At 34.9% G+C, this 14171-nt stretch carries 13 protein-coding genes; 3 read left to right on the top strand and 10 right to left on the bottom strand.

Translation table 11 applies throughout. The features are described 5' to 3' along the window. Positions 1 to 38 precede the first annotated feature (38 nt). The 4 genes from RSC39_RS07485 to RSC39_RS07470 all read right to left on the bottom strand — a co-directional run bounded on the left by RSC39_RS07485 (position 39) and on the right by RSC39_RS07470 (position 5385). Complete coding sequence (locus RSC39_RS07485; protein ID WP_332536253.1) at positions 39 to 941, bottom strand: bifunctional riboflavin kinase/FAD synthetase; 903 nt, start codon at positions 939 to 941, stop codon at positions 39 to 41. Positions 942 to 972: 31 nt separating this feature from the next. Further along, positions 973 to 1953, bottom strand: a complete 981-nt coding sequence (gene truB / locus RSC39_RS07480; protein WP_332536340.1) for a tRNA pseudouridine(55) synthase TruB — start codon at positions 1951 to 1953, stop codon at positions 973 to 975. Between the two features lie 151 nt (positions 1954 to 2104). After that, positions 2105 to 2773: a hypothetical protein gene (locus RSC39_RS07475; protein ID WP_063281771.1), complete on the bottom strand. Its 669-nt coding sequence runs from the start codon at positions 2771 to 2773 to the stop codon at positions 2105 to 2107. A 197-nt stretch (positions 2774 to 2970) separates the two neighbouring features. Next, positions 2971 to 5385 (bottom strand): hypothetical protein, encoded by a 2415-nt coding sequence (locus RSC39_RS07470; RefSeq protein ID WP_332536250.1) that lies wholly within the window; start codon positions 5383 to 5385, stop codon positions 2971 to 2973. Between the two features lie 251 nt (positions 5386 to 5636). Between RSC39_RS07470 and RSC39_RS07465 the strand changes: the two genes are divergently transcribed. The 3 genes from RSC39_RS07465 to RSC39_RS07455 all read left to right on the top strand — a co-directional run bounded on the left by RSC39_RS07465 (position 5637) and on the right by RSC39_RS07455 (position 7233). Further along, positions 5637 to 6161, top strand: coding sequence for a WxL domain-containing protein (locus RSC39_RS07465; protein WP_332536248.1), 525 nt, complete (start codon positions 5637 to 5639; stop codon positions 6159 to 6161). Positions 6162 to 6222: 61 nt separating this feature from the next. Further along, positions 6223 to 6663, top strand: coding sequence for a DUF916 domain-containing protein (locus RSC39_RS07460; protein ID WP_332536246.1), 441 nt, complete (start codon positions 6223 to 6225; stop codon positions 6661 to 6663). 45 nt (positions 6664 to 6708) lie between these two features. After that, complete coding sequence (locus RSC39_RS07455; protein ID WP_332536338.1) at positions 6709 to 7233, top strand: DUF3324 domain-containing protein; 525 nt, start codon at positions 6709 to 6711, stop codon at positions 7231 to 7233. 119 nt (positions 7234 to 7352) lie between these two features. Here the strand turns inward: RSC39_RS07455 and RSC39_RS07450 are convergent, their stop codons facing one another. The 6 genes from RSC39_RS07450 to pcrA all read right to left on the bottom strand — a co-directional run bounded on the left by RSC39_RS07450 (position 7353) and on the right by pcrA (position 14026). Continuing rightward, on the bottom strand, positions 7353 to 8291 hold the full coding sequence (locus RSC39_RS07450; RefSeq protein ID WP_332536244.1) for a phosphotransferase: 939 nt from the start codon (positions 8289 to 8291) through the stop codon (positions 7353 to 7355). Positions 8292 to 8423: 132 nt separating this feature from the next. Further along, positions 8424 to 9932 carry a flavocytochrome c gene (locus RSC39_RS07445; protein WP_063281775.1) on the bottom strand — a complete coding sequence of 503 codons (1509 nt, stop codon included), beginning with the start codon at positions 9930 to 9932 and terminating at the stop codon, positions 8424 to 8426. Between the two features lie 175 nt (positions 9933 to 10107). Beyond that, positions 10108 to 10557, bottom strand: a complete 450-nt coding sequence (locus RSC39_RS07440) for a glyoxalase/bleomycin resistance/extradiol dioxygenase family protein (protein WP_015082395.1) — start codon at positions 10555 to 10557, stop codon at positions 10108 to 10110. An 80-nt stretch (positions 10558 to 10637) separates the two neighbouring features. Continuing rightward, positions 10638 to 11210, bottom strand: coding sequence for a DNA-3-methyladenine glycosylase I (locus RSC39_RS07435; protein WP_332536242.1), 573 nt, complete (start codon positions 11208 to 11210; stop codon positions 10638 to 10640). Between the two features lie 47 nt (positions 11211 to 11257). Beyond that, positions 11258 to 11725, bottom strand: a complete 468-nt coding sequence (locus RSC39_RS07430) for an 8-oxo-dGTP diphosphatase (RefSeq protein WP_332536240.1) — start codon at positions 11723 to 11725, stop codon at positions 11258 to 11260. Positions 11726 to 11749: 24 nt separating this feature from the next. After that, a complete protein-coding gene (gene pcrA, locus RSC39_RS07425; protein WP_332536238.1) occupies positions 11750 to 14026 on the bottom strand; it encodes a DNA helicase PcrA in 2277 nt (758 codons plus the stop codon). Between the last annotated feature and the right edge of the window lie 145 nt (positions 14027 to 14171).

Here is a 14171-nt window from a genome sequence, read left to right as displayed (position 1 = left end):
TTTTTTGGCTCCCTTTCCAAATCTCTTTTCCTAGTTTCTTACGCTTTAAAATCTCGAGCGATTTGTTCATCTTCTTTCATCTGGTCAATCAATTGATCAATACCTTCAAATTTTATCATATCGCGAATTTTATCTAACCATAACACGGTCAAATTTTCACCATAGATTTCTCCATTAAAATCAAAGATATGAACTTCTACCGTTTTTTCAGTGCCATTAAAGGTGTCATTATAGCCAATTGAAGCAAAGCCTCGATGACGTTCACCCGCAAAGAGTACATCACAGGTATAAACTCCCACTGCAGGTAGATGAACATAATCTTTAATGACCAAGTTTGCTGTTGGATAGCCTAACTGTCTTCCTCTGGCAAAACCATGTACGACAAGCCCAGTGGTTTCATAAGAATAGCCTAGTAGTTGATTAGCTTGAGCAATATCTCCTGCTTCAACTGCTTTTCTAATCCGAGTTGAAGAAATTTTCCCTTGCTCATCAGCTTTTTCTGGTATAATAACAACCCGATAGTCTTCTGTTGACTCTAGATTCTTCATATCAGAACCCGTTGTATAATCAAAACCAGTAATAACGACTTTAGGATTAAATCTCCTGACTACACTTTTAGCAAATTCTGTTGAAGTTTGATGAGCAAACTTAGAGGTAAAGTCTTTAAAAACAAGATAATCAACCCCATTTTCAGCAAACAGTTCTGCCCTTTTTTTATCTGAGGTTAATTTTAAAAGCATATCTGGCTCAAATTTATTAAATGTTAACGTTGGTTTTTCTGGAAATGTAAAAACAGCAATTTTTAAATTTAATACTGCAGCAATTTTTTTTGCTTCAGCAAAGAGGCTTTGATGTCCTCGGTGTAAGCCGTCAAAATAACCGAGGACAAGAATGAGTTCTTCATCAAATTTTAGTTCATCAGTAAATTCTAATATTTCCATTTTTCTCACTTTTAACTTCATGTGCTTAGAATCAGACCAATACTTTATTGGGTTTCCAGATTCCTTCTTTTTCAGGATGTTTCATATAGATAGCAACTAATTTATCATTATAAAAAGCCGCAAATTTTTCTGTTGTCAGTAACGACAAGTCTGTCAGTAAATATTCTTGCTCTGTTATCTTACTGACAGAACTGTCAGCAGTTTCTACCTCATTTGTCCAATCACTTTGAGCAAATTTCTTGCCAACACGCGCCATCTCAAACTGAACAGTAGTTAAATTAACTCTAGGCAAATCACTGACAGCATATTCTGCTGGATACAATATAGTAGAAAGCTTTCCCGATTCTTTTATTTCTTCAATTTTTGACAATTTAATAGCATCTTTAATCAGTAAGCCATTACTTGCCGTCCGTTGTAATTTTGACATATGTCCTGCATAGCCAAGACTGTCTGCCAAATCAACCGCTAAAGTCCGAACATAAGTCCCTTTACTACACTCAACTTTAAAAGAAAAAGTGACTAAGCCTTCTTCCTTATTCCAATCAATCGGGCTTGTCCTTACAAAAGATTTTATTGTAATCTCTCTTGCTGGGCGTTCAATCGTCTGACCCGCTCTAGCATATTCATATAACTTTTTCCCATTGATTTTTACTGCCGAATACATTGGCGGAATCTGTTTTATTTTCCCGACAAAGTGCGACATCGCAGAATCAATTTCACTCTCAGTTAAATTATTTTTTACTGGCGTTTGATTTACAATTGCACCATCAGCATCCTCGGTTTCAGTTGAAAACCCAATCGTCACTTGACCTTCGTAAATTTTACCTGCTGCTTCCATGTATTCTAATAATCGTGTTGATTTTCCAACAGCAATAGGTAAAACACCGGTTACTGATGGGTCTAAAGTCCCACCATGTCCAATTTTTTTTGTTTTTAAAATACCACGAAGTTTGGCGACGACATCAAAAGATGTCCAACCAGCTTCTTTATAGACATTTAAAATGCCGTTCAAATTTTCATTCATCCTGAAAATTATAGCATTTTTTGACTAAAAAATCACTTACAGTCTCTATCAGTCATCGTTGACAATACAAAAGTACTGACAGAATAGTCAGTACTTTAATTTCACAAAAAAAGACTGACAAAAGTCAGTCTACTTCTTATCAATTTCCTGTTGGAACTGGTGTGGCATTTATTGATTTAATTTGTGAACTTCCACTATTGAGTGAAGTATCTGAACCATATTTGGCTGCAAGTTGTGCACCTGTCAGTGTTTCTTTAGTTTGCCAATTGACCATCGGCCAAGGATTCTGTGCCATTCTTAAGCCTGTTTGGCTTGGGTCTGGAACTTGCAAATAATATGTTCCATTTGCGTTAATTTGGATACGTGCTGTATTCTGAATCACATTTACCGGATCATCATATGTTGACACCCCATTTGGTCCCGCATTGACAAAATAAATTCGATAAGTTTCTCCCGTATAAATATCAAATTTTCCTTGAGCATTATTTATCCATTGAGCATAAACGGCATCTTTTTGTTTATCTGTTAAGGCTGTCCAACTCATCGCAGTACTTGTACTCTGGCTAGTTGAAGGAGCAGAGCTGGTTGACGAACTAGAAGTCGACTCTTGTGATGAGTCACTTTTTGTACTCTTACTCTCCTTTGAAGAACTTGTCTGTGCAAAGGATGTTACCTTATCAGAGGTTTTATGAGGGTAAAAAACTTGATAAGCAATAACTCCAAAAGCAATAATTAAAATGACTGACAAACTGATAATTGCAATTATTTTTTTGTTATTTTTTGAACTCACCTTTGAATGTTTCGCCATGAATCTCCTCCTTAATAAAACTAAAAAATCATTGATTATTTTACATTATAACATACCCCATTAGTGTGAGCCAATAAATATCACTAAACATATAGATTAATTAAAATAGATACTCTTAAAATTTTATTATTGTTTGTCTGTAAGAACGACTCAAACGAACCTTGAAATATTTATAATTCAAAACCAAAAGTATACTGTTAATGTTTTATTGTATTGGGGGTTGTTAATTTCCAAGAAGCATTTAATTTGTAACTTCCCGTTCTTTTCACATAACCATCCGCACGATTCGTATGGAACTTTAACTCCACATCTGTTTTATAAAACTGCATACTTGAAGTTGGCTGAACTTCACTCCAATTGGAATCAACCGAATTATCAGGTTCAGTACTTAGTACTAGCATTGTTTGTTCTCCTGTTGCCTTGAGCGAGCCCAAATTTACAAAAGCGCCCGGTAGCCAAGTATCATCTGTATTACTGACAAGATTATATAATTGAGCATTAAAATCCGTTGCCATATCTAACAATAATGGATTATTTTGAATTTCAGTCGTGGTATTTTTTACAAGTAATTTCCAATCCAAATAATAAGGATTCTCTACATTAATTTGACCTTTCGCAACTCTAAACTCATTATTTGCTAATCCTGAGGTTCCCAATTGATAAGTCCCAAAATCAAATATCTTAGGATAATTGACCAAAAGGTCTCCATGTACTTCGAGTGTATAGACAGCCATTGTATTAGAATACTTCTTATCAATTTCTTCTTGACTCATCGTTGATAAGTCATCTTCTTTTCTTGCAACAATAAATGAAAATTTATTTCTATGTAATAAATGCTGACCAATGAATGCTTTTTGTTGACCATCCACATCATAAGAAGCATCAATTTGACCTCCATCATATAAGGTCTGATCATCATAATTATCTTTTCCATCAGCAGTTTTTAAATCTTCTGTGACGTCAGCAATTGAGAGTTGAGTAGTCTGAGCACTATCTTGGTCATTAGCTACAATTGCTTCTTTTTCATATTTTTTCCATTGTCCGTCATTCATACGAGACCACAGATTGCTCGAACTATTGGCTGGTTGCTCGATGTTAAAAGTATTGTTTACTTTTCTTCCATCTAGTCGATGCATTGTTTGAGATTCTGGGTCTACCTGCGTATTATTATTTAAAGAAAATTCAAATTTATAATGAGTTTCAGCATTTTCTGGACTAAAACTGACTTTATCTGGTAAATCAATTGACAAAATTCTTGGTGGTGTGTTTGAATCCGGCTCTAAATCACTCGTTCCCGGAAAATCCTCATCATTATTAAAATTTGACGAAAAAGCATTATCAGCAGTAATATCACTCAACAGATACAGGCTACGTCCTGTTATAATATTTCCTGCAAATCCCTGCGTAGTTGTACTATTCACGGAGATACTCGTGTGAGGAGCTAAGAGCGTTCCTAAAAATGAAAAACCATCGTCTGTTTTATCATTATTGATTTGAATCGTTGAGTCCTCCCCACCAGTAATTGTGTTGAAATTATTAATAATATGTGAAGCAGTATTATATCTTTGTTCGTTATCCTTTGTTGAGGATAAATTTAGACGGTCATCTTTTAAATAGAATTGATTTATATCTGGCTGATCACGTTTTACTTGTTCATTCGTATAAGCACTTACCCTAAAAATAGAAGTGTTTTCAAAATTGAATTGTTTGAAATTATGGTAGTTCAAAATGATATAGGGAATTTTTTGTTTGCTAGAATCATAGTTTAACAGATTTATTGCCACTTCCTCTGAGTTTTGAAAGAGTCCATCATTAGCTTTACCATCAATATCAATCGCAACAACACCAGTATTAGTTTTACTCTCATCCATACTTATATTGATTTGAATGACACTAGGAGAGGTCCATATAGGGTCTTTGACTTCTTTAGTGTTGACTGCTACAGATTTTATTGCTTCATTAAATGAGGCTAGTTTATAACCTGTGATATTCCCCTCTGAATCATAAGTGCTGGCAGTTAAATTATTATAATAATCACTCACTGTGGTCACATTCTGTATTCCTGTACTTTGATTAACCACACCATTGTCTTTAAAATAGTCAATATCTTCAAGATGAGCAATTTCTCCATTTGGCTTTTTGTAAGCTTTATTTTTAAAAGCCGTCTTGTATTCATTGTTATTAAAAATACTATCCAATTGATTATCAGTAAAATCATCATCGTTTGAAACCCCCATCACATAATGATAAGTTTCTTTTTGATTTCCTCGTAAACTCTGTGTTTCAGCAAGTGACTTTGTGATAGCAGGGGAAAATGCCGTGGCCGAAATAAACATTGGGTCCAGATTTTTGGGCAACTTCCCTGTATATTTACTTAAATCATTGATACTTCCAGGTCCAAGTTCAGTTCTTCCATCACTTGATAAACTTGTTCCTGAATAAAAATGCCCTGCATAAAATTCCCCATTTGTCGGGTAATTCGTATTAATCACTATATTCTCACCTGCATAGAAAGTAGCCATTGTTGCTGCTCCTAAGGGATATTGATCAGAAGGTCTAATAATTTCTTTAGTGGCTGCTTGAATTCCATTAGCAAAAAATAAACATAACATAATAATTACGAATACTTCGCATATAGAATACAAAAAATACTTAACTTGTTTCAATTTATCCCCTTATAATTAATAGACTGTAAGCAAATTGCATTGCAATACTGTATTATATTGAATACAGTATTGCGCTATAATGCTCTAAATGTTTTTTTGAACCATTAAGTATTATATCATTTTAATTTTAGTTTTTTTGTTTACGATATGTTACAATATTGTAGTCTTAAAAATTCAATAACTTAAGGAGAGAAAAAATGAAAAAAATAAACCTTGCTTTATTAACTTTAGTTGCTTTAACAGGAGTCTCATCAACAGCTGTTGTATTTGCTGATGACGCTACTTCTACAGGAACTCTAAAAATTACTGATGGTGATGTTACACTTAATAGCATTGATAGCCTTGACTTTGGTTCATACCAGTATAATGATAGTGATCTTTCAGTTCTTTTGAAAGAAAGTACTAATACAACTGGTAAGGAAGCTGTACACGTCACTGATACAAGAGCCAACCCAACAGGTTGGACAGTTTCAGGTAGCACTCAAGATACTGGAGCTAACTTAACAATAAATGGTGTAACATTGACCAGCTTAAGTGGTGCTGTGTTCACTAAAGCGGCTGATGCCGAAAGCTTTGGACAACAGTCTTTAGATATCGATAAGGATACTACAAATATTGCCTTAACTAAAGCTCAAGCAAAAGCTACTGCTGGTAAATCTATCACATTAAATGTTGATTGGGCAATCTCAAAAACAGTCACAAAAGCTAGTGACTTCAACTAATTTAAGGGCAACCCTCACAGCGTGAGGGTTCTTATTAATAATCTTCCCAAAAGGAACTCTTATGAAAAAACTCTTCCTCCTTTTATCATTTGTTTTCGGTAGTCTTTTAGCGTCCCAGCTCTCTGTACAGGCAGATGCCAATTTTTCAATTAAGAAAAATGAAAATCAGTACCAGACAAAAGACGCATCATTTTATGATTTACTGATTCCAACTGATTCTACAGCTCAACTCTCCTTAACAATTTCTAATAACGAAAGTCAAACTAATAAGTTCAAAGTTTCTTTATATAATGGTTTGACAAATAATTTAGGGCAAATAACTTATGCGGCACCTTCTAAAGCTACTCTTCCTTTCCCTAGTACTTCAACAACTCTTAGCCAATTAAATGCTGAGACTACAGAAGTTGAAATTGCTGGAAATCAAAGTAAAGAAGTGCTTCTTAATTTGACCCGACCTTCCGTTTCATCACCTGGAATCATTTTAGGCGCTATTCATGTCTAAAAAGTTCCAAATAATGTAGAACAAGAAGAAAATAAAAATCAAAAAATCGTTAATCATTATAGTGCAGAAATCCCCGTGGTCATTCGAACACAGCCAAGCTCAACACCTCAGCTAGATTTACAATTGACCGAAGTTACAGCAGGAGTTACCAATAAAAATAAATCAGGAATTTTGGCTAAACTGGCTAATCCAACAAGCTGGGTAATGCCACACCTGTCTATATCCACTAAAGTTTATCAGCAAGATAATAATAAACTTTTATATCAATCTACTGATGAAAATCTTGATATGGCCCCTCATTCTACTTTTAATTACAGTGTTCCCGCAAAGACTAAGCTTAAAGCAGGACATTACTATTTAGATTTGGTAGCCAAATCTGGTAAAAACACTTGGCATTTTACTGAGAAATTTACTGTTAGGGATAAACAAGTCAAAGAAATTGCGAACAATTCTGTTCAAAAGAAAGACTCTGATTGGTGGTTGTTATGGTTCTTACTCTTAATTCCTATTTTTATTATTTTACTTTATCTCTACCGTCGTCGGAAGAAAAAAACTAATGAAAATAATTAGCATGTCCGAGTTTTCTCAATTTAAAAAAGACAAATTTAAACATTTTGTCTTTTTTTATTTTTATATTTGATTGTTTATTTCTCGTTTTTTTAATGATAGAACTTAGCCATTTTTTTACGTCAATCATGAACAATTTTATCAATCAATTTCATCAACTTTTCTTCATTTCCCCTTTTCCAGTCCATCATACTTGGAAACATGTAAATAAAGCAAGGGTATAAACTTGCTGCCTTAAAACGTTCTTCAAAGTCTTTTAATTCCAAAGAAAACCCTCTTTCTATAAGTGCTTTATGATATAAGATAGCCTCATCAGCAGAAAAATAATCTACAAGGTCAATATAAAAAGGAGCATAGCTTGAAAATCCAAAATCAATAATATAAGGATTTCCTTGAATATTATAGACATGGTTTCCCTCAACATTTTGTAAATCGCCATGTGTCAAGGTTAGCCATTCTTCTTCCTTAGAGATTTCTATCATATTCTTCGCAAATAAAGCGGCCTTTTCTTTTACTTTCGGTAAATAGCCTTCAAATTGCTGAGCAAATCTATAATCATCAGAAATTGCTTTTTCAAAATGGTCCACCGATAGTTGACCTACTATTTTATTCCAATATTCAGCATCAGCAGGCGTAAGCCACGCCATTTCTTTTCCTCGGTTCATATTATTTCCATGAATTTCAGCAAGAGCAGCCGCAACTTTATTCAACCATTGCAAGCGATTAGAAGGTGCACTAAGTTGTTTACCTAAATCTTCTTCAACCATCCATTGGGCTTCATCTGATGTTAAATTCTCGCAATAAGCTGCTGGCGTATGATGATGACCTTGTTCTGTCAGCGTTCGCATCACCATTCTCTCCTTTAAATCTGCTTTCTTACCAATAAAACTCCCTTGCTGTCCATCAGCAAAAAGGACTTTGAGTCGAAGTAAACTAGCCCCAGAAAAGCCTTGCTCATAAGGCTCCATTTTTTGTACTTGGGCACTGACAATATTTCCTCTATTCAAAATGTGAGATAACTCATTTGCTTCTTCTGTCAATAGTTGAATATCATTATCCATTATCATCTAGCCCTTTTCTATACAAACTTAATATTAGTATACAATAAAAATGAAAATTAGTATTATTTTAGAAAAAAGTACTGACAGACTTGTCAGCACTTCATTCCAGTTTAATTTTAACTTTCTTTATTATTAGTCAATTGTTTTCGCGTAAGCAGATGATTGAAGCCCTGCTTGACGTCCAAATATTACAATATCAGCGACTGCATTTCCACCAATTCGATTTCCGCCATGGAGGCCACCAGTAACTTCTCCTGCAGCATATAAGCCTTGGATTGGACTTCCATCTTTTTTCAGAACTTGAGTATTTGTATTAATTTTAACGCCTGCCATTGTATGGTGAATACCCGGCGCTACTTTTATCGCATAAAACTTACCAGAAATATTATTGGTCATTCCTGTTGTACGACCAAATTCTTCATCTTTTTTAGTTGAAACTGCTTTGTTCCAGCCATCAATTGTTGAAGTGAGTATTTTTTGGTCAATATCAAGCTTGTCAGCAAGATCTTTTACACTATTTCCTTCTACAACCATGTCTTTAGACATATATTGTTCAACAGCTTTTACATTAGCTTTTGTTCCTTCACCGAAAATAACATAAGAATATTTCCCAGGTTGTTTGAGTTCAGCAGCAGATACTTTATCACGGGTATCCATTTCATTAAAGAAACGTTTCCCTTTTTGATTTACAAGAATTGCTCCCTCACCACGGATAGACTCTGAAACCAGATAACCTGTTTTTTGGAATACAGTTGGGTGAATTTGGATTTTATCCATATCAACTAATTGACCACCAAGTTCTGAAATCATAGTGATTCCGTCACCAGTTGAACCAGCAGCATTTGTTGTTACATAATCTTTTAAATCTGGACGATATTTGGCAATCATTTTTTTGTTTGCACCAAAGCCTCCAGTTGTGACTACTACCGCCTTAGAAGAAATATTTTTTGTTTCCCCTTCGATTTTAACCTTTACTCCAGATACTTTTCCATCTTTTTCAGTAATTTTAGTGACATCACTATTTACAAATAATGGAATATTTCGTTTCGAGATATTTTCTTCGAGTCCTTTTACCAGATAGCCCCCTACTGCAGAACCATCATGTGGACGGTGAGTTCTAGAAACTGACATTCCGCCTGTAGTTGTTAAATTATCTAATACAATTCCATTGGTATTTAACCAATCGACAGCTCCAGCTGAATGGTCAACAAAATAGCGAAGAAGGGCTTTATCATTGGTCCCTCCCCCACCTTTGAGCGTTTCTTCATAAAATTTATCATTTGAATCGGCGACACCTTGTGCTTTTTCGACTGATGTTTCTGATGCGTTCAAACCAGCTGAGGCTTTTGAAGTATTTCCTCCAGCTATCGGCATTTTTTCCAAAATTACTGGATTCATTCCAGCATCTTTTGCTTCGATTGCTGCTGTCATTCCAGCTCCGCCTGAACCGACAATAATAACATCATATTTATCACTTAATGTTGAAGGATCTGCATAAGTGTTTGATTTACTTGCACCAGCAGAAGTTTCAACTTTTTGAGACGAACTCGATTGTTCTTTAGCCGTCTTTGTGTTGCTTCCACAAGCTGTTAAAGTGAGGCCTACAAGCGAGAGCAAGCCCAGTTTTGTCCAAATTTTCATAGTTACTCCTTTTGTGTTAAAATTCACATATTGATTATAACAAATTTTTGGCAACTATCCAAATATCTATAAAATTTTTAGGTATCATTAAATAAAAAATTGATTTTCATATAAAAAAATACTGACCAGTCTCGGCTGTCAGTACTTTTATTTTTATTTTTACTATTTATGAATTTTATGGCAATTTTGAATAGGGTTGAGCATGCAACATCCAACGCACACCATATTTGTCAGTAAAATCTCCCATTTTTCCACCCCAAAATTGTGTCTCGAAAGGCAAATTTACTGTAACTGTTCCTGATTCAACGGCCTTGTCCCAAAAAGCATCGGCTTCTGCTAAAGCTTTTTCATCCTCAGAATCCAAATCAATCAGAATAGATACAGCATCATAAACAAGTGGGTCAACTTTCATAAAGTTATCAGCTGCCATAATTGTCGAACCCAAAATATCAAACTGGGAATGCATGGTTAAATCAGCTGCTTTTTCTAATGGAACTCCGAATTGTTCGGCTTGTTCTGCTGCGACAGGCATTCGTGAAATATGAGTTGCCCCAAGAACAGCTTTATAATAATCTAAAGCTTCTTTAGTGTTATTAAAAGTAAGATAAGGATGAATTTTTGCCATAATAAGCTCCTTTTCAAAAAAGAAAATTTATGTAACTTAACAACTTTAAAACTCTCTTCATTCTATCATAAGAAACGCTTTCAATCCATTAATTCTACTTGTCTAAAACAGTAATCAGCATGATCATTAATTACACCCACCGCTTGTAAAAAAGCATAAATCACAGTTGAACCAGTGAATTTAAAACCGCGTTTTTTCATATTTTTACTCATCGCGTCCGAAAGTTCATTTGTTGCCGGTATTTCAGATTCATCACTAACTTGATGCTGTAAAACTTTTCCATCTGTAAATGACCAGATGTACTTATCAAATGAGCCAAATTCTTTTTGAATTTCTAAAACTTTTTGAGCATTGACAATCGCAGCTTTAACTTTTAACTTATTTCTGATTATCCCTGCATTTTGTAAAAGTTCTTCTTCCTTAACTTCATCATAGAGCGCCACTTTTTCAATTTCAAAATTATCAAAAGCCTCATAAAAATTTTCTTGTTTATTTAAGATTGTTGCCCACGATAAACCTGCTTGATTCAAATCAAGCACTAACTTTGCGAAAAGTTCTTGATCATTATGTAAAGGTGCTCCCCAATAGGTATCATGATAATGAATCATTTTGTCCGTTGATAAGCACCATTTACATCTTGTTTTTTCAGTCATAGCAAGCCTCCAGCCGCACTTTTACATAATTATTGTTATGCAAAAAATCAGTAAAATTTCTTCTTCCAAGTGTCTCCGTCAATCTCGTAGATAAATTCTGAATAAGATGAACGAAGCATCATCTCTGCCATTTCAGCAAAACTACTTGCCAATTTTAAATCGGTCAATTGATTTATGTTTTGCCAAAAAACTTTCCCCTCATCAGTTTCATTAATCACTTCTCCTGAAAAAGTTGTTGTTGAATATAGAAAAACCATATATCGCCGATTCTTTTTGGGCTCGAACCAATCTTTAATGCCACAAAGTTTTAAATTGCTAATGTCCAGACCAGTTTCTTCTTTAATTTCACGAATTGTTGAGGGGATAAGGGCTTCTCCTTTTTCGACATGTCCTCCTGGAAATGCAATCCCTGTCCACGATTTTTTTCGTTCTTGAACTAGAACTTTTTGATTTTTTTCGTCAATAATGGCACACATATTTGTCAATTCGACTTTTTCTAACTCATGATAAGCCATTAGTTTCTCCAATAATTTTGTTACTTATTTTTTCTCAATAGGCGCCATTGCTGCTAACAGTCGCTTCATTCCTACCTCTGGGAAATTAATCTTAAGCTCCATGTTTTTACCAGAACCTGAAATCCCTAAGACCATTCCTTCCCCCCATTTACGATGAATGGCGGTGTCCCCGATTTGCCAATCTTCGGTTTCTGAGTTGTCAATGATTGATTGACCAACAGTTGGATTAATCACTGCCTTACGTTGATGAAGTGCATCTGACATTGAGATTCCACTTGCAAAACCACCAGATTTATAAGAAGCATTATATGTTGAATTTGCTTTACGAGCAATCCCAGCATAATCAAGAAGTTCATCATCAATTTCAGAAATAAAACGACTAGGGCGATTATAGCTAGTTTTCCCATAAAGAACCCGTTGATTGGCATTCATTAGATAAAGCGTTTCTTCTGCTCTTGTAATACCAACATAGGCTAGTCGCCGTTCTTCTTCCAACTCATCAATATCTTCATTCACACGTGACAATGGAAAAATATTTTCTTCCATCCCGATTAAGAAAACAATAGGAAACTCTAAACCTTTTGCGGCATGCAAAGTCATCATTGTGACTTGGTCAGATTCTTCCTCGTAGGCATCTGTTTCAGAAAGCAAGCTGACTTCATTAAGGAAACGGCTCAATTTGTCCAAACCTGTTTCAATGATAGGCTCACCAGTTTCTTCATCCAAAGGAACTTCTGATTTCTCGTCAAAACCCTTGGTTACAGATAAGAATTCTTCAATATTTTCAATCCGAGCCTGATTTTCAATACTTGGCATTAGCTGCAAGGCCTTAAGATAACCCGTACGCTCTAACATTTCTTCAACCAATTCTGTGATTGTTGAACTTTCGCTATGTGTTCTCAACAAATCAAAGGCCATTGCTAAATTATAAATCTCGCCAGCCGCTTTTCCTCGAATATCAGAAAGCATAATATCAAAGCTTGAATCTGCTAAAGAAAGATTACGACTTTCTGCAAAGCGACGTAATTTTTCTAAAGCCCCTGGACCAACTCCTCTTTTAGGTTCATTGACAATCCGTTCAAAACTCATATTATCCGCTGGATTGGCTACTACATTTAAATAAGCAATCACATCTCGAATTTCTTTACGAGAATAAAATTTTGTTCCTGCAACCATCGTATAAGGAATATTTGATTTCACAAACGAATCTTCAATCGTCCGAGATTGAGCATTGGTTCGATAGAGAACCGCATAATCAGCATATGAACGACCTGAACGAACTCCTGAACTAATGATTTCAGAAACTTTATTTGCTTCTTCTTGCTCATTTCCTGCTCGGAAATAAATAATCTTATCTCCTTCATCATTCTGAGTCCATAGTTCTTTAGGACGTCTTTTCAAGTTATTTTTGATAACATTATTAGCTGCATCAAGTATGGTTTTAGTCGAACGATAGTTTTCTTCCAATAGGACGACTTTAGCTTTTGGATAATCTTTCTCAAAATCTAAAATATTTTGCATATCAGCTCCACGCCAACCATAAATCGATTGGTCAGCGTCCCCAACAACACAAATATTTTGAAAACGACTAGCCAATAGTTTGACTAATTGATATTGAGCATGGTTGGTATCTTGATATTCATCAACATGGATATATTGAAATTTCCCTTGATAATAGGCTAAAACATCAGGATTTTCATCAAAAAGACGTAAGGTTTGCATGATTAAATCATCAAAATCCATTGATTCTGCTTTGCGCAATTCCTTTTGGTAAATCTTATAAACACGCGCAACAACCATTTCATAAGGGTGTCTAGCAGTAATTTGTGCTTCATAAGCTGTTTCATCTAGTAAGTCATTTTTAGCATTTGAAATTGCATTTAAAAGACCTTTAGGTTCCCATTTTTTAGGATCCAAATTAGCTTCTTTCAAAATCCGTTTCATCAATGATTTTTGATCACCTGGGTCAATAATTGTAAAATTACGATTATAGCCAATATGGTCAGCATCACGCCTTAAAATTCGGACACACATTGAGTGAAAAGTTGCAATTAATGTATCTTGTGCTCTAGGAGTAAGTGATAATGCACGCTCCCGCATTTCTTTTGCTGCTTTATTTGTAAAGGTAATCGCTAGTATGTTCCAAGGATTAACCATTTTTTCATCAATTAAATAAGCAATCCGGTGAGTTAAGACACGAGTCTTCCCTGAACCAGCTCCAGCCATAATTAATAAAGGTCCTTCTGTCGTTTGGACCGCTTGTGCTTGTTTTTCGTTCATTCCCTGTAATAATGGATTCATTTTATTCTCCTAGCTGTCACAATCACTATTAATTATAGCATAAGTCAAACACATCATGCAGTTCTTTTGGCACTCCTTTATTTCACAAATAAGCTTGTACCCTAGCTCTAAGCTTTAGTGATATAATAAAAGGAAAAGGAAAAAA

Source organism: Lactococcus sp. (assembly GCF_036648155.1).
Lineage (GTDB): Bacteria > Bacillota > Bacilli > Lactobacillales > Streptococcaceae > Lactococcus > Lactococcus cremoris.
Note: the sequence above shows the minus strand (reverse complement) of the source record. Positions and strands in the feature narration are given on the sequence as shown.